At 46.2% G+C, this 19,259-nt stretch carries 15 protein-coding genes; 9 read left to right on the top strand and 6 right to left on the bottom strand.

Annotated elements, in window-relative coordinates; translation table 11 throughout:
• Window positions 1–22: 22 nt before the first annotated feature.
• Window positions 23–1,138: a transglutaminase family protein gene (locus tag ABUL11_RS06455; protein ID WP_350283042.1), complete on the top strand. Its 1,116-nt coding sequence runs from the start codon at window positions 23–25 to the stop codon at window positions 1,136–1,138.
• A 170-nt stretch (window positions 1,139–1,308) separates the two neighbouring features.
• Here ABUL11_RS06455 and ABUL11_RS06450 read toward each other — a convergent pair whose 3' ends face one another.
• From ABUL11_RS06450 to cysB, 3 genes are all read right to left on the bottom strand, one after another.
• A complete protein-coding gene (locus ABUL11_RS06450) occupies window positions 1,309–3,030 on the bottom strand; it encodes an NADPH-dependent assimilatory sulfite reductase hemoprotein subunit (RefSeq protein ID WP_350283041.1) in 1,722 nt (573 codons plus the stop codon).
• An 8-nt stretch (window positions 3,031–3,038) separates the two neighbouring features.
• Window positions 3,039–4,874 carry an assimilatory sulfite reductase (NADPH) flavoprotein subunit gene (locus ABUL11_RS06445; protein WP_350283040.1) on the bottom strand — a complete coding sequence of 612 codons (1,836 nt, stop codon included), beginning with the start codon at window positions 4,872–4,874 and terminating at the stop codon, window positions 3,039–3,041.
• A 525-nt stretch (window positions 4,875–5,399) separates the two neighbouring features.
• Window positions 5,400–6,356 (bottom strand): HTH-type transcriptional regulator CysB, encoded by a 957-nt coding sequence (cysB, locus tag ABUL11_RS06440; protein ID WP_350283039.1) that lies wholly within the window; start codon window positions 6,354–6,356, stop codon window positions 5,400–5,402.
• A 232-nt stretch (window positions 6,357–6,588) separates the two neighbouring features.
• On the opposite strand from cysB, the gene ABUL11_RS06435 reads away from it, so the two are divergent.
• From ABUL11_RS06435 to ABUL11_RS06405, 7 genes are all read left to right on the top strand, one after another.
• On the top strand, window positions 6,589–7,287 hold the full coding sequence (locus tag ABUL11_RS06435; RefSeq protein ID WP_350283038.1) for a phosphoadenylyl-sulfate reductase: 699 nt from the start codon (window positions 6,589–6,591) through the stop codon (window positions 7,285–7,287).
• A gap of 24 nt (window positions 7,288–7,311) precedes the next feature.
• Window positions 7,312–8,220, top strand: coding sequence for a sulfate adenylyltransferase subunit CysD (gene cysD, locus ABUL11_RS06430; RefSeq protein ID WP_350283037.1), 909 nt, complete (start codon window positions 7,312–7,314; stop codon window positions 8,218–8,220).
• 55 nt (window positions 8,221–8,275) lie between these two features.
• Window positions 8,276–9,547, top strand: a complete 1,272-nt coding sequence (gene cysN / locus ABUL11_RS06425; RefSeq protein WP_350283036.1) for a sulfate adenylyltransferase subunit CysN — start codon at window positions 8,276–8,278, stop codon at window positions 9,545–9,547.
• Between the two features lie 90 nt (window positions 9,548–9,637).
• Window positions 9,638–13,189 (top strand): FAD-dependent oxidoreductase, encoded by a 3,552-nt coding sequence (locus ABUL11_RS06420; protein WP_350283035.1) that lies wholly within the window; start codon window positions 9,638–9,640, stop codon window positions 13,187–13,189.
• A 123-nt stretch (window positions 13,190–13,312) separates the two neighbouring features.
• Window positions 13,313–14,440, top strand: a complete 1,128-nt coding sequence (locus ABUL11_RS06415; protein ID WP_350283034.1) for a Re/Si-specific NAD(P)(+) transhydrogenase subunit alpha — start codon at window positions 13,313–13,315, stop codon at window positions 14,438–14,440.
• Window positions 14,441–14,497: 57 nt separating this feature from the next.
• Window positions 14,498–14,806 carry an NAD(P) transhydrogenase subunit alpha part 2 gene (locus ABUL11_RS06410; protein ID WP_011634267.1) on the top strand — a complete coding sequence of 103 codons (309 nt, stop codon included), beginning with the start codon at window positions 14,498–14,500 and terminating at the stop codon, window positions 14,804–14,806.
• Window positions 14,807–16,186, top strand: a complete 1,380-nt coding sequence (locus ABUL11_RS06405; RefSeq protein WP_350283033.1) for an NAD(P)(+) transhydrogenase (Re/Si-specific) subunit beta — start codon at window positions 14,807–14,809, stop codon at window positions 16,184–16,186.
• A 19-nt stretch (window positions 16,187–16,205) separates the two neighbouring features.
• On the opposite strand, the gene ABUL11_RS06400 is transcribed toward ABUL11_RS06405, so the two are convergent.
• The 3 genes from ABUL11_RS06400 to ABUL11_RS06390 all read right to left on the bottom strand — a co-directional run bounded on the left by ABUL11_RS06400 (window position 16,206) and on the right by ABUL11_RS06390 (window position 17,940).
• A complete protein-coding gene (locus tag ABUL11_RS06400) occupies window positions 16,206–16,781 on the bottom strand; it encodes a tetratricopeptide repeat protein (RefSeq protein ID WP_350283032.1) in 576 nt (191 codons plus the stop codon).
• Between the two features lie 437 nt (window positions 16,782–17,218).
• Entirely contained in the window at window positions 17,219–17,683 is a 465-nt protein-coding gene (gene bfr / locus ABUL11_RS06395; RefSeq protein WP_350283031.1) for a bacterioferritin, read from the bottom strand.
• A 56-nt stretch (window positions 17,684–17,739) separates the two neighbouring features.
• Complete coding sequence (locus ABUL11_RS06390; RefSeq protein WP_350283030.1) at window positions 17,740–17,940, bottom strand: (2Fe-2S)-binding protein; 201 nt, start codon at window positions 17,938–17,940, stop codon at window positions 17,740–17,742.
• 247 nt (window positions 17,941–18,187) lie between these two features.
• Between ABUL11_RS06390 and ABUL11_RS06385 the strand changes: the two genes are divergently transcribed.
• Window positions 18,188–19,219 (top strand): hypothetical protein, encoded by a 1,032-nt coding sequence (locus tag ABUL11_RS06385; RefSeq protein ID WP_350283029.1) that lies wholly within the window; start codon window positions 18,188–18,190, stop codon window positions 19,217–19,219.
• The last annotated feature ends 40 nt before the right edge of the window (window positions 19,220–19,259 follow it).

Genomic DNA, 19,259 nt, shown 5'->3' with positions numbered 1-19,259 from the left:
ACTATCATTGATGAGGAGTTGTATGAAACGCAGGAGTTTTTTCAAGCTAGTCGGGTCAAGTGCTGCAGCTGCTGCTTTATTTCCAGCTGTTGCGCGTGCGTCTGCGTTGTCCCCAAACCGGAAGTGGCGCAGCTATCAATTAACGTACCAAGTTACTCTGCCCGCATCTGGCAAGGTTGCAAAACTATGGCTGCCGCTGCCGGACGCGAGTGATACTGTTTACCAGTTCACTCAGGGAAATAACTGGAGCGGGAAAGCTACTGCTTCAGCCTTTTACATGCTGCCGGGTACCCAGTCACCGGTATTTTTTGCTCTCTGGCAAAAAGGGGAGGAGCGTACAGTTAAGGTAAGCAGCATCGTCAAGACTGCTGACCGTAGTGTTGATCTGTCTTCTTACCAGGCACCTGCTAAAGTTTCGATTCCTCAGAATATGAAACGCTATTTGCAACCCACCCGGCATATTCCCTTGGATGATGTCGTGAAAAAAACAGCGCATTCTGTGACCGGTCAGGCAAATGCACGCACCCCTTTGCAGCAGGCACGTGCTATTTATGACTGGGTAATCGATAATGTGGCCTATGATACCAATGGGCGTGGTCAAGGTAGTGGAGATCTTCGGAGCCTGCTTTCCAGAAAGGAGAATCTCAGCGGAAAATGTGCGGATATTCATACGCTGTTTGTAGGTATGGCACGTGCTTGCGGTATTCCTGCCAGAATTCAGTATGGAATTCGTATCGATGATTCGATATTGAACAAAAATCTGGGTAAGTCGGGCGATATCAGTACTTCTCAGCATTGTCAGGCAGAATTTTATCTTTCCGGATTGGGCTGGGTACCGGTAAACCCATCCGATGTGGCCAGAGTTATGGCAGCAGAATCGTTACCCCGCGACCATGATTCGATCAGTCAGCTGAGGGAAAAGCTGTTTGGTTCCTGGGAGATGAACTGGGTGGCATTCAATGAAAGAGAGGATGTTGACCTCGGTACCACTAAAGCGAGTGCCGCCATCAGCAAGCTGCCGTTTTTCAGCTACCCTCATGCGGAAATCGATGGGCGCCAGCAGAACAGCCTGGAGCCTGAATCATTTTCTTATAAGATTGTTTCTGCAGCACTGGTAGGGACCGGTGCCAAGCTGTAACCCGAATATTAACCTGATAATCACCTTACCTGACGGGTGATTGTCAGGCATTGGTAAAAAGCTGCTCTATATTGTATTGAATAAATTACGGTTGTTACCGGGATCGGGAAAAGAGCATCATAGCGGGCAGCTGTTTATGTCAACAGACAGATAGCGTGTGGTAGTTTCTCTTAGTCATTTGAGAAACGTCCTTCCGTTACCTCGCGAATAATACCGGCGCGAATCGTAAAATCACCAAAATGCTCATCAGGCAGCCGCTCTGTTGCATAGCGGCCGAGTACTTCATCAAGCGCTTCAAGGATTGTCGGTTCACCGATATTTTCGCGGTAAAGGCGATTAAGGCGCTGACCGTGGAAACCACCACCCAGGTAAAGGTTGTATTTGCCCGGTGCACGGCCGGTAAGTCCAATTTCCGCAATGAAAGGGCGACTGCACCCGTTGGGACATCCCGTCATTCTGAGTGTAATCGGTTCATTGTGCAGGTTGTACCGAGTAAGGATTCCCTCGATCTTCGTAATCAGATCGGGCAGATAACGTTCGCTGTCAGCCATTGCCAGGCCGCAGGTTGGCAGGGCAACACATGCCATTGAATTCAGACGCAGTACACTGCGTTCATTAAAGGCGATTAATCCTGTTTCCCTTAGTAATGCTTCTATCTCAGGTTTGTCAGCCGTGGCAATGTTGGCAATCATGAGATTCTGGTTGGGAGTCAGGCGAAAATGTCCTTTGTGAACATGTGCAATCCGCGCAATTTTATCAAGCATATCGCGGTTTAAGCGGCCGTTCTCGATAAACAGTGTGAAGTGATGAGATCCATCATCCGATTCAATCCACCCGTAGATATCCGCATTGGAGGTAAAATCATAGGGGCGTGCCGATTCGAGCGGCCCGGCGCGATCTTCAATGGCAAGTTTGATCCAGTCCAGTCCTTTATCGTCGACCGTGTATTTAAAGCGGGCACGTGACCGATCGGCACGATTGCCATAGTCACGCTGGACACTCATCACAGCATCGGTAACAGAAATAAGTCTGTCCGGTGTAATGAAACCGATGACTGATGCGGTACGAGGATAGGTACGCGGCGCCTTGTCAGTACGCCCCATTCCACCACCGATTGCAACATTGAAACCTGCTATTTTCCCGTCTTCACCAATGATTGCGATATAACCCAGATCCTGCGCATAAATATCAATATCATTATTGGGTGGAATCACGAATCCGATTTTGAATTTACGAGGCATATAGGTTTGCCCATAGAATGGCTCTTCCGGTTCGGATGAAGCAATCCGCTTTTCGCCATACCAGATCTCATGATAAGCCCGGGTTTTGGGAATGACGTGATCACTTACGGTTTTTGCCAGTGCTGCAAGTTCTGCCTGCAGAGCTGGAAATTGAGGGTTGACAGTCGCCATTACCCCGCGTGAATCATCTCCACATGCAGCTACTGTATCGAGCAATACTTCGTGAAGACCACGGATCACAGGAACGATATTCTGCTTGAGCACCCAGTGAAACTGGAAAGTTTGTCGGGTAGTCATGCGCAATGTTTCATTGCCGTGCGCACAGGCCAGGTCTGAAATTTTCAACCAGCGTTCAGTCGTACAGATGCCTCCCGGCAAGCGTACACGAATCATGAACTGAAAAGCGGGTTCCAGTTTCTGGCGGCGGCGCTCATCACGAACTTCACGATCGTCTTGTTCATAAATACCGTGAAACTTCATCAACTTGATATCGTTGCCGGGCACAGCGGATGTAATTCGATCCAACAAACCAAGTGCGATTGTGCCACGCAGATAGTCACTTTCAGCCTTAAGTGATTCATCCGGACTTAGCCGTTCAAGCGGTTGGGATATATCGCAACTGCGATCAGTTGGGGGAAGGGTATTTGCCATTTGTATTCTCAATAAACATCGCGCTGATAGCGCCCATCGCGTTGCAAATCGCGAAGATATTCTTCTGCTTCTTCACGTTGAACGCTTGCCTGTTCTTCAATAACGGTGACCAGTATGTTATGAACATCGGGTGCCATGTGCGAAGCATCGCCACATAAGTAAATATAGGCACCTTCTTCCAGCCAGGCATAGACATCGTGCGCATGCTCATAGATGCGATGCTGTACATACACCTTCTCTGCTCCGTCACGTGAGAAGGCGACTTCCATTTTTGTTAAGACACCATTCTTCAGCCAGTCCTGCCATTCGGTCTGATAAAGAAAATCGGTACGGAAATTACGTTCACCGAAAAACATCCAAGAGCGGCCACCGCCATTTGCTTCACGCTCCTGCATGAAGGCACGATAGGGTGCCACACCGGTCCCGGCACCGATCATGATGATCGGCTCGCCGTTGGATGGTAATCGGAAGTGAGGGTTACTCTGGATATAAACCGGTAATACGGAATCAGCTACGGCCCGATCTGCGAGATGACCGGAGGCGACACCTGAGCGAGGTTCCCCATGCAGCTTATAGCGCACTGGCGCAACAGTGATATGTGCCTCATCAGGACAGATCGACAAACTGGAGGCAATGGAATAGAGGCGCGGCTGCAATGGGCGCAGTCCGTCCACAAAACGCTGCGGATCAAGGCCCTTGAGTGGATAGGCGCGAATGATATCAATTATATGATTATCATGAAGAAATGCTGCGCGCTTGGTATTATCCATTGCGGAAAAGATATCAGTCGTGCCGGTCAATTCTCCCCAGTGATCAAGGAAACGCAGCGTTGCTGTGGTGATTTCGAACGATTTGCCAAGTGCATCAAAGAGAGTGGTTGTCTGACCCTTTATCGTGAGTGGTGCGTCTGGATTCATGCTGAGCGCAGCCAGTAGTGCTTCAACCATTGCGGGATCGTTGTTAGTCACGATGCCTAATGCATCACCCGGTTCGTAGGTCAGGCCGGAATCAGCAAGTGAAATTTCAATATGGTGTGTTTCCCGGGTCGAGCCTCGACCAGAGAGAACAATATTGTCAATGACAGTTGCCGGGAAAGGATTTCGTTTACTATAAACTGAATTGTTAGCTTGCTGAGTACCGCCTGTTGTCTTTGATGGTGAGGCGGCTGATGATATGGCCGATGCTTGCTCGGCGGCGAGCAATGCCAGTATACCGGTACTCCATGCGGCTGCCGGGTCTTCGTAATCCACATCACAATCGACGCGTGGTTGCAGCCGTTTTGCACCCAAGGCTTCTAAACGCTCATCGAGACGTTTACCGGCACCACAAAAATGCTCATAGCTCATGTCGCCCAGTGCGAGTATGGCGTAGCGCAAGTCGGGTAGTGAGGGTGCCTTACGGCCTTCGACAAATTCAAAAAATTCCATTCCGGACTGAGGTGGATCTCCTTCGCCATGAGTGGAGGTAATAATCAGTAGATCCTGCTCTTCTTTGAGTCTGCGAACCTTGTAATCAGCTATGCCAACGAGTGTGGGATTGAGTCCTTGCTCAACGGCCAGTGTTGCCAGGCGGATCGCCAGCTCGGTACTGTTACCGGTTTCACTGATGTGAAGAATGGTAAGTGAACGAGCTGCAATGGGTTCTGCTTGTGTTACTACTGAGGGAATGCGTACATCTGGAGACTGGGAGACTGTGCCACTGTTGCGTAACAAAGCTGATCCGAGGCCAGCAAAATAGCCGCTGATCCAGTATGCATGTTCAGGTGTAAGCGAAGAGCCTAGTGCCTCGACAAGTTGCCACTGTTCCGCAGTCAGTGCGACCCCCGAGAGTTGTGATGCCATCATTTTATTCTATATTTTGGAAGTTCTTCACACGTAGAAATACGTAGAAGTAGGATATCCAGCGCGTAACTAAAATATCCTGAATATTTTGTAGGTATGGACAAATCAATTAAAAAAACCGTTTACGTCTGTTTTAGTTTTGTTGTTACATCACTCTCTAAGAGTGTGCAAGGATAGCAATTATTTTTATAATTCAAAAGAATATTAAATTAGTTATATATTGTATTTTGTTATATAAAGGACATCAGGATAGTCAGAGAAATTTATGCTGCCAATCAAATATAAAATTATAGAGATGAGCTACCCTAATTCCTGATCAGAGAATTTATTCTTCAATGACGTTGGTGCTCGCTTATTAAGCTTTCTTGTTGTGAGTGCTGCGGATTGTCAGGCAGAGTGGGTATTTCAGCGATAATATTTATATTTATGTCGCGCTGACCCCACTTTCCGGATAAATATACCGAAAATTTTAAGGGGCGAAGTCTATCAGAAAGCGGTTCGATCATCAATCCAGGCCTAGCGAGAGATTTATTTATTGCTGGTTATAGAGAGCTGTTGATTTTCGGAGTTTTTGAGTAGTTTATTAACTGTTTCCATGTCGAGATGAGCGGCGAACATCTCGATAAAATCGTAAACGTAGTGGCGAATGTAGCTGTTGCGACAGATACCGATGCGGGTAGTGCTGGGCTCAAACAGATGCGCGGCATCAATAGCCCGTAGCTTTTTATCGCGAACTGGATCAAAGGCCATCTTTGCCAGAATGCCTACACCTAAACCTATTTCTACATAGGTTTTGATTACGTCTGCGTCAAGTGCTGTCAGGACCACGTTGGGTTTCAGCCCTTTGGATTCAAATGCCTGGTTGATTTTGGAGCGGCCGGTAAAGGCGAAATCATAGGTAACGATAGTGTATTGGGCGATGGATTCAAGTGTTAACTCCTTAAGCTGGAGTAATGGATGTCGGGGTGGAACCACGATGCAGCGATTCCATTCGTAACAAGGCAGCATGACAAGTTCATCGAATAAATCGATGGCTTCAGTTGCTATAGCTAAATCGGCTTCACCAGATGAAACCCAGGTGGCTATTTCTACGGGACTTCCTTGTCGTAAGGACAGCTTGATTTTCGGGTAATGTTCGATGAAGCGCTTGATTACAGGGGGGAGTACATATCGTGCTTGTGTATGAGTAGTCGCAATAATAAATGTACCGCTTTCCTTGTCATTAAATTCATTTCCAATTTTTTTCAGATTATCCGCATCCTGCAGCATCCGTTGGGCAGTTTTCAGGATCGCAAGCCCTGGTTGTGTAATGCTGATAATGCGTTTGCCGTGACGGGTAAAAATCTCAACGCCCAGTTCTTGTTCCAGCAGCTGAATCTGTCGGCTGATTCCAGGTTGTGAAGTATGCAGAGCATTCGCTGCTTTGGATAAATTCAGCTTTTGTTTTGCAATTTCGTGAAGATATTTTAACTGCTGAAGTTTCATCTATATAAAAATAAATAATATATAATTAGTCTAATATTCTTTTAAATTATAAATATTATTGCTATGCTTGCATACATATTTAAAAAGCAGCACAACATAATGTCATCTGTGCTTTGTATCGTTTGATGTACTAAAAATAGTGCAATAGCAGTCGCATCGAGTCGGGATTGATGAGCTTATGTAGATGTTTTTGTGAATGGGTGTTTGTCAGGTAAAATAACGTCCTATTAATATGGGTAAGCAGGCATTGCAGCAAAAAGTTGAGCAGTTACACAGTTTGTTAAGCGATATTCAGCGGGATTATTCTCCTTCGGTGTTTGCCAGTAGTTTTGGTGCTGAGGATATGGTGCTGACAGATATGATTGCACGCCATTATCCTGGAGTTGGTATGTTCACCCTGGATACCGGACGTCTGCCAGAGGAAACTTATGATCTGATGCAGAAGGTAAAAGAGCGTTATGGGGTTTCCATCCACGCTTATTTTCCTGATGCATCAGCTGTTGAGCACTATGTAGCAGAGCATGGCCCAAACGGGTTTTATGATAGTGTCGCCTTACGTAAGCGCTGTTGTTACATACGTAAGGTCGAACCTCTGAAGCGGGCGCTGGCTGGTAAAAAAGCCTGGATTACGGGGATGCGTCGCGAGCAATCGGCGACACGCGAAGAGCTGCAGTTGTCGACATACGATAGTGATCACGACTTATACAAATTTAATCCACTCTGTGACTGGACTGAAAAAGATGTATGGAACTATATCAGGCAGCACGATGTTCCCTACAATGCATTGCATGATCGCTTTTATCCCAGTATTGGTTGTGCCCCCTGTACCCGGGCGATCACACCAGGCGAAGATATTCGCTCGGGGCGGTGGTGGTGGGAAAACCCTGATTCCAAGGAATGTGGTTTGCATACCCGGAAAGTAGAAGCGTAAATCAGTATTTTAAAAACGAACAAGATGAACCAAAGGTCATATTTTACTCATCTGGATGCACTGGAAAGTGAAGCGATCCATATCATGCGGGAAGTTGCAGCAGAATGTACCAATCCTGTCCTGCTTTTTTCTGGGGGGAAAGACTCGGTCGTTTTGCTGAGACTGGCCGAGAAAGCTTTTCGTCCCAGCCGATTTCCTTTTCCGTTGATGCATATCGATACCGGCCATAATTTTCCGGAGGTAATCGAATTCCGCGATTACCGTGCCCAAGAACTGGGAGAGCGTCTGATTGTACGTAGTATGGAAGATTCCATTCAGCGTGGTCGTGTAATTTTACGATCTGGAAATCAGAGTCGTAATCCTTTTCAGTCGATCACACTGCTGGATGCAATCGAGGAATTCGGATTTGATGCCTGTATTGGTGGTGCTCGCAGAGATGAAGAAAAAGCGCGGGCTAAGGAACGCATCTTCTCATTCCGTGACGAATTCGGTCAGTGGGATCCGAAAAACCAGCGTCCGGAATTATGGAGCCTCTACAATACCCGGACACATCCCGGGGAGAATATCCGGGTTTTTCCGATCAGTAACTGGACGGAACTGGATATATGGGAATATATCGGGTGGGAGCAGCTTGAAATTCCATCAATTTATTTCGCACACGAAAGAGAAGTGATTGTACGGGATAACGGCCTGTTACCGATATCGTATCTGGTACAACCCAAAGCAGGTGAGCATGTACAAAACATGATGGTTCGGTTTCGTACTGTCGGTGATATGAGTTGTACCTGTCCGGTTGCTTCTCATGCCAAAAATGTTGAAGAGATCATTGCAGAAACAGCACTGACGCGAATTACTGAACGAGGTGCAACACGTATGGATGATCAGACTTCAGAAGCATCAATGGAATTGCGGAAGCGGGAAGGCTATTTTTAGAGTAGCGCTGAAGCAACTTCGGTATTATTTTTTATCTTCATAGGTTTTCTGAGACATGTCTGTCGTTGAAAATGTTGGCCTCGAGCATGCCGAGTTACTTCGATTTATTACCGCCGGAAGTGTGGATGATGGTAAAAGTACCCTGATCGGGCGCTTATTACATGATTCCAAATCAATCTTCGAGGATCAACTGAATGCCATTGCGAAGACCTCCAATAAGCGGGGAATGGAGAAAGTAGATCTTTCACTCCTTACTGATGGTTTGCAGGCGGAACGGGAGCAGGGAATCACCATCGATGTAGCCTATCGTTACTTCACTACCCCAAAACGCAAGTTTATTATTGCTGATACGCCTGGCCACGAGCAATATACCCGTAATATGGTAACAGGCGCCTCTACTGCCAATCTTGCAATTATCCTGATAGACGCGCGCAAAGGTGTTCTGACACAATCCCGGAGACATGCTTATCTTGCCAGTCTGGTAGGTATTCCCCATTTGGTGGTGGCAGTCAATAAGATGGATCTGGTTGGTTATTCTCAGGATGTCTTCAATCAGATTCGCACCGAATTCTCCGCATTTTTGCAAGGGTTGGGTTCGCGTTCCGTTGAATATATTCCGATGTCCGCATTAGTGGGGGATATGGTCGTGGAACGCGGTGACAACCTGGGCTGGTATTCGGGTCAACCCTTGTTGGACTATCTGGAAACCATTGATATAAAGCATGATGTCAATACGCACGATTTTCGTTTTCCGGTACAGTGGGTTTCCCGTCCGCAAACGGAAGCCATGCATGATTTCCGTGGTTATATGGGAAGAATTGAATCCGGCTCCGTACATGTGGGAGATACCGTAACGGTACTGCCGTCTGGTTTGACTTCGCGTATCAAAGAAATCCTTTTCTATAATGGCACTCTGGAAACGGCATTTGCCCCGCAGTCGGTTACATTGACGATTGAAGATCATCTGGATATTTCACGGGGGGATATGCTGGTCAATGGGGGAGAGCCACCGCGAGTTACCAAAGAATTCGATGCCATACTTTGCTGGTTATCAGAGCAATCATTCGACCCTGGCCGCAAATATATCGTTAAACACACTACGCACATGATCAAAGGTCTGATCGCTCGTATCGATTATCGGGTCGATATCAATACGATGAATCATGAGGTGATTGATACTCTTACAATGAACGATATCGCCCGGATTGGAATAAAAGTACAGCAACCGCTTGTCATTGATGCTTATACCCAAAACCGCGGAACCGGCTGTTTTATTTTGATCGATGAGGTCAGTAATAATACTGTTGCTGCCGGAATGATTTGCTGAGTCATTGATTGCTCTGATCGGCACAAGGCTTCACTTCAATCTGTTGTTTCCATATTCATATCTGAAAAATATCCCTTAACTGATAAAAATATGATTGATTCTCGATCAGTACTTACCACTTCTCCAACGGCTGCCGTTACGGCACTCGCTCTTGAATTTGGTATATCTTTTCCTGAATTATACGAACGAGCCGGCTTGATCAAACTCGATCAGATATTCCTGAATTTCCTCAAGGAAGGTAATCCTACGTTACATGATCATCTGATTCAGGCTCGTCAGAACCCGGAACTGCTGGCCCGGAAAGATGAATCTGCTTTATTGATTGAAGTTGCACCCTGGCTGGAAGATTTCATTGCGACGCTATTTGGTATTAAAGCTGAGGTCAGTGCACTGGCTGCACGTCATCATGAACTCGCCCCCCTTTATTTTTGTAAGCGTCAGTTTGTACAGCGGCGTGCCAAAACCAAGGTAAGTGACGAAGTATTGCAAACATTGAACGGATCAGTACTTGAACAGAAACTGGTTGAAGAGTTTGATCAACCTTTTTCAGAACTGGTTTTTGCATCATACGTTGCGCGCTGGATGGAAGATGAAGTCAATCACGCGGCTCAGCTCGAACTCGCACTGCATTATGCTGCCTGGGCACTGCGCACACCTGAAGGGCAGGCACATACCCGTCAGGGCATTTTGTTCAAATCTCCGCACAAGCTGGATTTTCAGCATTTGTTATCCCTGGTGAGTGATGATCGTAATGGATATACGGTTCACAGTCTCGATCATGTTCGTTATCGGAAAGGCTTTTCACTGACGGACCAGGGAACCGATCTGACAGGTGCTTTGGATGAAGCCAATTACTGTATCTGGTGCCATGAACAGGGTAAAGATTCCTGCTCGAAAGGGTTTCCACAGAAATCGAAAGAGGTTCCTGAAGTAAAAGCTTTCAAAAAAAATGACCTGGGTGTATTACTTGCCGGCTGTCCGCTGGAAGAGCGAATCTCGGAGTTTCACAAGCTCAAGACCCAGGGTGTGGCAATTGGCAGTCTGGCCATGATCGTACTGGATAATCCAATGTGCGCAGGAACCGGGCATCGTATCTGTAACGATTGCATGAAATCGTGTATTTATCAGAAACAGGATCCCGTCAATATTCCCCAGGCAGAAACACGGACATTGAAAGATGTACTCGAGCTTCCCTGGGGGTTTGAGATTTACAGCCTGTTGACACGCTGGAATCCTCTTGATTTACTCAGGCCCTATCCTAAAGCAGCAACAGGTAAAAAAGTACTGGTGGTGGGAATGGGGCCAGCGGGCTATACACTATCGCATCACCTGATGAATGACGGGCATACTGTCGTTGGCGTGGATGGATTGAAAATAGAGCCTTTATCAACCAGCCTGTCCGGAGTAAATATAAAGGGTGAACGTAGTGCCTTTACTCCAATTTTTGATGTCAAGCAATTAAGTGAAGATCTGGATGAGCGGTTACCTGCAGGGTTTGGAGGAGTGGCTGAGTATGGCATTACAGTACGCTGGAACAAGAATTTTCTTAAACTGATCCGTTTGCTGTTGGAACGGCGTTCGGAATTTGCATTATTCGGTGGTGTTCGTTTTGGTGGCACATTGACTGTCGAGGATGCATGGGATCTCGGGTTTGATCATATTGCGCTGGCAGCAGGTGCAGGGCGCCCGACTATTCTGGAGATTCCTAATGGACTGGCACGGGGTGTGCGTGCAGCTTCCGATTTCCTGATGGCACTTCAGCTGACAGGTGCTGCTCAGAGTGATTCTATCGCCAATATGCAATTACGATTGCCGGTAGTGGTGATTGGGGGTGGATTGACAGCAATCGATGCCGCAACGGAAGCATTGGCCTATTATCCGATTCAGGTGGAAAAATTCCTGCGACGTTATGAAATACTGGCTGCAGTACAGGGTGAAGCCGCGATACGAGCGAATTGGGACAGTGAAGAACGCGAAATCGCTGAAGAATTCATGAATCATGCTCGAGCTATTCGCAGTGAAAAAGCACAGGCTGCGCGGGAAGAGCGCGAACCCCGTGTTGCAGCATTGCTGCAATCATGGGGAGGCGCCATGATTGCCTATCGGAAACGTTTGATTGACAGTCCTTCCTATACCCTCAATCACGAAGAAGTAGAGAAAGCGTTGGAGGAGGGGATATATTTCGCTGAAGGTCTGACACCACTGAGAATCGATATTGATCAGTGGGAGCATGTTCAAGCTATCCGTTTTGCTGTTCAGGCAATCAATGAAGAGGGCAGCTGGTATAAAGTTAACGAGGTGACTCAACCTGCCCGGACGATCCTGGTCGCCGCAGGAACTCAGCCTAATACCGTTCTGGCGCGTGAAGATGCACATAACTTTAAACTGAATGGACGTTATTTTGCTTCCTGTGATGAGAATGGTCAGTTTATTGATGCAACTCGGGGCAACCCCAAGCCGGAAACACCTGCAGTATTGCTGAATCATTCCGACGATGGACGCTTCATCAGTTTCTTTGGTGATTTACATCCGTCTTATTCCGGCAATGTGGTCAAAGCGATGGCCAGTGCCAAACAGGGGTATCCGGTCGTCAGTCGCGTGCTTGCTCAGACTGAGCCCGTATCAGTGCAATCCACTTCCCGGTTTTTCACTGAGATTGGTGGACAGTTACGCGCGACTGTCCATAAGGTGGAGAGACTGACATCAAATATCATCGAGGTCGTCGTTCATGCACCGTTAGCAGCTCGTCATTTCCACCCGGGGCAATTTTATCGCTTCCAGAATTATGCTTCATTCGCAAAAATATCCGAGCAAACGCGCCTGGCTATGGAAGGTATCGCCCTCACCGGTGCTTCAGTAGATATTTCTAGTGGATTAGTATCATTGATAGCACTGGAAATGGGAGGATCGGCAAATTTATGTACGTTACTTCAACCGGGCGAGCCGGTTGTATTGATGGGACCCACTGGTACTCCGACAGAAATTGAATCTCACGAAACTGTTGTACTGGTGGGAGGTGGTCTGGGTAATGCGGTACTATTCTCGATTGGTGCTGCTGCACGTGCTGCCGGTTGTAAAGTTCTATATTTTGCTGGCTATAAAAAACTGGCTGACCGTTATAAAGTAGCAGAAATAGAAGCGGCTGCGGATACCATCGTCTGGTGCAGTGATGAAGCACCCGGGTTTCAACCTTCACGCCCGGGTGATCTTAGTTATGTCGGAAATATCGTACAGGCGCTGGTTGCTTATGCTAGTGGCGAACTCGGTAATACACCGATCTCGATGCAGGCCGCTGACCGCATCATTGCTATTGGCTCCGATCGAATGATGGCAGCAGTAGCCACCGCACGACACCAGCAGCTTGCACCTTATCTTAAAGTAGAGCATTTTGCGGTGGGTTCGATCAATTCCCCGATGCAGTGCATGATGAAGGAAATCTGTGCGCAATGTCTGCAACCGCAAAAGGATCCTGTCACAGGAGAAATTTCTTATGTTTTTTCCTGCTTCAATCAGGATCAACCATTGGATCTGGTCGATTTCAGTGGATTGGCTTCACGTTTACGCCAGAACAGTGTTCAGGAAAAACTGACGAGTCGCTGGATCGGCCATTGTCTGCAACGGGGCAGTAGCCATGTTTCCTGATAAAACAGAAAATGCCGTCGGGATTCAATCTGTTTTAAATTGATTTATAATTTGGTACCAAAATTGGATCCATGTCGCAATTTTTTAATTAATGAATCATCAAAATAACAAGGGAGAATATCCATGCACATAGGCATACCTGCCGAAACGCGTGCAGGAGAAACGCGCGTGGCGGCCACGCCAGAAACCGTCAAAAAGCTGACTGCCAAGGGCCTGCATACTGTTCTGGTACAGGCGGGTGCCGGTGCTGATGCCAGTATTCCTGATTCAGCTTATCAGGAGGCCGGTGCTACTATCGTCTCCACTGCTTCGCAGTTGTATGAACAATCCCAGATCGTACTGAAAGTGCGGGGACCTGAAGCAGATGAGCTGGCACTGATGAAAAAGGATGCGGTACTGATAGGCTTACTTACCCCCCATCATACAGAGGAAATCGAGTCTGTAGCCAGGCATGGATTGACCGCATTCGCGATGGAAAAACTGCCACGAATATCGCGAGCACAAAGTATGGATGTGCTGTCCTCTCAGGCAAATATTGGTGGATACAAAGCCGTCATTCTGGCAGCCAATATATATCAGAAATTTTTTCCCATGCTGATGACGGCAGCCGGTACAGTCAAAGCTGCGCGCGTCCTGATTCTGGGGGCAGGTGTGGCCGGACTACAGGCTATTGCAACTGCCAAACGTCTGGGAGCTGTAATTGAAGCATTTGATGTAAGACCTGCAGTGAAAGAACAAGTTGAAAGTCTGGGTGCAAAATTTGTAGAAGTTCCTCTGACAGATGAGGAAAAAGCCAAAGCTGAAACTGCCGGCGGATATGCAACCGAAATGTCGGAAGATTATAAACGTCGGCAAGGTGAGCTGATTCAGGAACGTGCAGCAGCAGCAGATATCATCATCACGACTGCTCTGATTCCGGGGCGTCCGGCACCTGTTCTGATCACTGAGGAAACAGTCAAAGCAATGAAACCGGGATCAGTAATTGTTGATATGGCGGTTGAAGCAGGTGGAAACTGTCCCTTATCGGAATTGGGTAAGACTGTAGTCAAGCACGGTGTGCATATGGTGGGTGTTGCTAATCTTCCCGGATTGGTGGCAGCTGATGCCAGTGCACTATATGCACGCAACTTGCTGAATTTCTTGAATCTGATACTTGATGCCCAAACCGGTGAGCTTAACGTAAACCGCGAAGATGAAATCATTGATGGCAGTCTGGTCTGTATGGCTGGAGAAGTAATTGGTAAATCATAAGCAGGCAGACAATATTATTCGCGCAAAAATTTATGAATCTCTCTATAAGGAAAGCACATGATTGGAGAAATTGATCCAACGATCATAAATCTGACAGTATTCGTCCTGGCTGTTTTTGTTGGCTACCATGTGGTATGGAATGTAACCCCTGCTCTCCATACTCCCCTGATGTCAGTAACCAATGCTATTTCCAGTATTATCCTGGTTGGTGCAATGCTGGCAGCGGGATCAGCTGAAGCTGATTGGGGAGCATGGTTGGGGGCTGCAGCCGTGGTTTTGGCATCCATCAATGTGTTTGGTGGGTTTCTCGTTACCCAGCGTATGCTGGAAATGTTTAAGAAAAAAGACAAAAAAGGACAAGCCTAAATGTCTGCTAACTTCATTGCATTAGCTTACCTGATAGCGGCTGTATTTTTCATTCTCTCACTCAAAGGATTGAGTTCGCCTCTTGCTGCACGTCGCGGTAATTTTCTGGGCATGTTGGGGATGGGTATTGCCGTATTCACAACGCTTACCATTACCGAAAACTGGATACTGATTCTAAGTTGTATTGCTGTGGGTGCAATCATTGGTTCAATCGTGGCGCAACGCATCCAGATGACTGCAATGCCTGAACTCATTGCATTTATGCACTCGCTGGTAGGTCTTGCTGCTGTATTTATTGCAATTGCAGCTGTCAATAACCCTACCTCATTCGGTTTGTCGGAAATATTGCCAACAGGCAGTAAACTCGAGCTTTTTCTGGGTACTTTCATTGGCGCTATGACGTGGTCTGGCTCTGTCATTGCATTCCTGAAATTGTCTGGTCGGATGAGTGGTGCACCGATTGTTTTTAGTGGGCAACATATGGTCAACTTGTTGCTGGCCATTCTCATGATTGGTTTCGGTTTATGGTTCTTCTTTAGCGAGACGACGAACTGGACCGCATTTTCTGCAATGACCGCTATTGCTTTTTTACTCGGTTTTCTCATCATCATCCCGATTGGTGGCGCGGATATGCCAGTCGTGATCTCCATGCTGAACTCCTATTCGGGATGGGCTGCTGCGGGAATTGGCTTTTCACTCGGAAATCCAATGCTGATTATAGCGGGATCGCTGGTTGGCAGCTCCGGTGCAATTCTTTCCTATATCATGTGTAAAGCCATGAATCGTCCGTTTCTATCCGTTATTCTGGGTGGTTTCGGTAGTGATGGGGGAAGCCAAAGTACCGATGATGGAACGCAGAAATCCTATCGCAGTGGCAGTGCAGATGATGCAGCATTTCTCATGGGGAATGCGGATAGCGTTATCATCATCCCGGGATATGGATTGGCTGTGGCACGTGCACAGCATGCGGTCAAAGAGTTGGCTCAGGCTTTGCACAAGAAAGGTATAAATGTGCGTTTTGCAATTCATCCAGTTGCAGGCCGTATGCCTGGGCATATGAATGTTTTGCTTGCAGAAGCGGAGATTCCTTACGAAATGGTGCAGGAAATGGATGAAATCAACAGCGATTTCCCGAATACCGATGTGGTGCTGGTATTAGGTGCAAATGATGTGGTTAATCCAGCAGCAAATGTGCCGGGAAGCCCGATCTATGGAATGCCGATTCTGGAAGCTTACAAAGCGCGCACCGTAATGGTTGTCAAACGCAGTATGGCTGCTGGTTATGCCGGGCTGGACAATGACCTTTTCTATATGGATAAAACCATGATGGTATTCGGTGATGCCAAGAAGGTCGTTGAAGACATGGTCAAAGCGCTTTAGAAAAAAGCCCGGGTAATATTTATTTTCCAGATTTATTTCTGGAATCCAGCCATTCCCGGGCTGCTTTCTGTGCCGATGAGAGTTGCGTGCGGCTTAGTGAGCGCATAGCTTTATCACGAGCTGCGATAGCCTGTTCTATTCCTGCTGCTGCAGCTAAATTGAACCACATGTAACTCTTTTCGTTATCCATTTCCACACCCTGGCCAATTTGATAAAGCAGGCCAAGTTCATATTGAGCCAGGGGATGGTTTTGTTCGGCAGCTAAAATGAACCATTTGGAAGCTTCAGAAAAATCCTGAAGAGTTCCTTTTCCAGTCAGATATAGTATGCCTAATTGATATTGGGCATCTGCATTGCCTTTTTTGGCTTTTTCAAGAAAAAGATTGATGGTATAAAACCGATTGTCCCTTGGATCAGGCAAAAAAGAACTGGTATTTTCATTTTTAACTGATTGTAAATCAATCTTTTCTCCACGTTCAATTGCTTCCGTTAGTGTAAGGTTTGCTGATGAAACAGGGGGAGAGGATTGAGAATCTAGCCAGGATAATCCTGCTAAAGCAGTTTGTGGTTGTGAAGATGATAGGTTTCTCTCCATGGGTTCATTGAGGGAAAATCCTACCCAGATCAAAGCACTCAGTAGAAATATACCACCAACACCTGCTGCCGTTGCCAGACAGGCATCACTGTTCCTGCCCCAGAAACGTGCTTTGCAATCACGACAGCGATAAGGTGAAAGCAGTAAATTAGCGGGTGTACGCTCACCAGGTCTGAAACGGGACTTATGAACCCGACTGCTGCCACACTGAATACAATGAGAAGTCATGGTATTTAAGTCGGATCAGCTAATTTACATCCTAACCCGACAGGTTTCAAAAGATACCTGTATTTTACAGTACGTTCAGCTTTCCGGGTGACAACAGAAGCATACAGAAAACTAGGATTCTAAGCTGCTATCGACAATTAGAGATAGTAATACTCTTTTGGCTTTGATGTGGTTTAAACCTTTCTGATCAAGAGATATATATTGAAGAATTAAATCTGGCTCTGTAGCCAGTTTTGAGTTCCAATATTCTGGACCATATCCAGCTGTGTTTCCAGCCAGTCAATATGTTCTTCCGTATCCTCAAGAATTTCTTTAAAAATTTCACGTGAAACAAAATCTTGGGCTGTTTCACAAGCAGCTATTGCACTGATAAGCGTTTCTCTGGAGATGCGCTCCAAGTCTAAGTCACATGATACACATTCCTGCATATTTTCACCGATCAGCAATTTGCCGAGTTCCTGCAGATTCGGCAATCCTTCAAGAAAAAGAATACGCTCAATCAATTGATCTGCATGCTTCATTTCTTCAATGGATTCATGATATTCATGCTCACCCAGTTTGTTGAATCCCCAGTTTTTATACATACGAGCGTGAAGAAAATATTGGTTGATAGCAGTCAACTCATGTTGCAGTTGGCGATTCAGCCAGCGAATAATATCTGCATTACCTTTCATGATTTCTTCTCTCCTTTAAGAAACATTTTGCAGGTGTCAGTAAGTCAGGTGAGACTTCAGGAAGATCCAGTAGTAGTCTGTTGAGAAAATTCCTGATTCAATACCTTGTCCAAGGCTATTTTGGCGTGACAAGCACAGGTACCACACTGGCTAGTAACGCCTAAATTGTTCCTTAAGTCACGCATTCTTATAGCACCTTGTTTTACAGCCTGGTGAATGTCGCGCTCAGTCACACCCTTACACACGCAAATATACATGAAAGATATTTTTTGTCGAATAGTTTTCAGGAATGCGCTTTATACTGAACATTCAGTCTAAAACGCACTATCTGCTTAATTTAATAATGAGAACGATTCTTAAAATTATATCCATCTCTGACAAATTTGCAACTCATAGTTTCCCGTAAATCTGTAAAAGGCTGTGATCATGTGATCAGACTGTAGAACCCATTCTCGATCCCCAGAATTGACTCTGGAATTTTTTACTTTTTTTGCTAACTTTTAAATGAATCTGCATTTATTTGTTCCTGACATATTCTGGCCAGATGGTTCACAAACGGATATTTATCAACATCTGAAATTACCTGCATTGGAAACCATTCTGGCGAAAAGTAATCACTCTGAAACTGAAGGAGAGGTACTGGAATCCTGGTTGTGTAAAATTTTTAATGTGAACAAACAGCAAGATTGGCCGGTAGCTTCGATATTGCTGCAGCGTGAAGAAAATAAGATGGAAGTGGGAGAAAGTTATTGGCTACGTGCCGATCCGGTTCATCTCAGGGTCGAGAACAACCATATACTTCTTGGGGATAACCAGATTTTGAATATTTCCCTAAAAGAAGCAATTTCTTTTACCGATAGTATCAATGAATTTTTTTCAGATGAGAGGATAACTTTGCTGCCATTTCATCCCGATCGCTGGTATGTGAAGTGTGATGAAACTCCTGAGCTGCGCACATTCCTCTTGAGTCAGGTAGCTGGTAAAAATATAAATGATCTTCTGCCGCGTGGAAAAGAGGGAGTAATCTGGAACAGCAGGATCAATGAGATACAGATGTTTCTTTATGAACACCCGTTGAATCGGAACAGAGAAGCACAGGGTGAGCTGCCGGTCAACAGTATCTGGATATGGGGAGGAGGTGTCAGGCCTTCAGAGGTATGTACATACTATACTAATATCTGGAGCGATCATACACTGGCTCATGCACTGGCAGGAATGGGGAAGGTTATGTGCCATGGTCTACCAGAGAACGCGGGGGAATTATTGAATCATTCTGAAAATTCGGGTGAGCAGTTAATCATTCTGGATAGTTTGCAGAAATATGCTTGTTACAGAGATGCATACCACTGGCGTAATGAATTGATGAAAATGGAGCGAAATTGGTTCGCTCCATTACTCCAGGCATTGAAAAAGAGGCAGATTCATCGGCTGAAGCTGACTGTCGTCAATGAAAGTTCAACCAGGGATTTTGTACTGACATCTGGTAATCTCTGGAAATTCTGGGCTACGGTGCGTCCGCTGGGAATTTACAGGTAGCTTATTTTCAGATTATTTTTCGGGAATGAGATTCTTGACA

Origin of the sequence: Nitrosomonas sp., from assembly GCF_040256045.1 — a bacterium.
Lineage (GTDB): Bacteria > Pseudomonadota > Gammaproteobacteria > Burkholderiales > Nitrosomonadaceae > Nitrosomonas.
Note: the sequence above shows the minus strand (reverse complement) of the source record. Positions and strands in the feature narration are given on the sequence as shown.

Bases quoted from the DNA above. Each gene is read 5' to 3' on its own strand.
- cysN (WP_350283036.1), top strand. From the start codon at position 8,276: ATGTCTGTCGTTGAAAATGTTGGCCTCGAGCATGCCGAGTTACTTCGA.
- ABUL11_RS06455 (WP_350283042.1), top strand. From the start codon at position 23: ATGAAACGCAGGAGTTTTTTCAAGCTAGTCGGGTCAAGTGCTGCAGCT.
- ABUL11_RS06445 (WP_350283040.1), bottom strand. From the start codon at position 4,874: ATGATGGCATCACAACTCTCGGGGGTCGCACTGACTGCGGAACAGTGG.
- cysD (WP_350283037.1), top strand. From the start codon at position 7,312: ATGAACCAAAGGTCATATTTTACTCATCTGGATGCACTGGAAAGTGAA.
- ABUL11_RS06400 (WP_350283032.1), bottom strand. From the start codon at position 16,781: ATGGAGAGAAACCTATCATCTTCACAACCACAAACTGCTTTAGCAGGA.
- ABUL11_RS06435 (WP_350283038.1), top strand. From the start codon at position 6,589: ATGGGTAAGCAGGCATTGCAGCAAAAAGTTGAGCAGTTACACAGTTTG.
- cysB (WP_350283039.1), bottom strand. From the start codon at position 6,356: ATGAAACTTCAGCAGTTAAAATATCTTCACGAAATTGCAAAACAAAAG.
- bfr (WP_350283031.1), bottom strand. From the start codon at position 17,683: ATGAAAGGTAATGCAGATATTATTCGCTGGCTGAATCGCCAACTGCAA.
- ABUL11_RS06450 (WP_350283041.1), bottom strand. From the start codon at position 3,030: ATGGCAAATACCCTTCCCCCAACTGATCGCAGTTGCGATATATCCCAA.
- ABUL11_RS06420 (WP_350283035.1), top strand. From the start codon at position 9,638: ATGATTGATTCTCGATCAGTACTTACCACTTCTCCAACGGCTGCCGTT.
- ABUL11_RS06405 (WP_350283033.1), top strand. From the start codon at position 14,807: ATGTCTGCTAACTTCATTGCATTAGCTTACCTGATAGCGGCTGTATTT.
- ABUL11_RS06410 (WP_011634267.1), top strand. From the start codon at position 14,498: ATGATTGGAGAAATTGATCCAACGATCATAAATCTGACAGTATTCGTC.
- ABUL11_RS06390 (WP_350283030.1), bottom strand. From the start codon at position 17,940: ATGTATATTTGCGTGTGTAAGGGTGTGACTGAGCGCGACATTCACCAG.
- ABUL11_RS06385 (WP_350283029.1), top strand. From the start codon at position 18,188: ATGAATCTGCATTTATTTGTTCCTGACATATTCTGGCCAGATGGTTCA.
- ABUL11_RS06415 (WP_350283034.1), top strand. From the start codon at position 13,313: ATGCACATAGGCATACCTGCCGAAACGCGTGCAGGAGAAACGCGCGTG.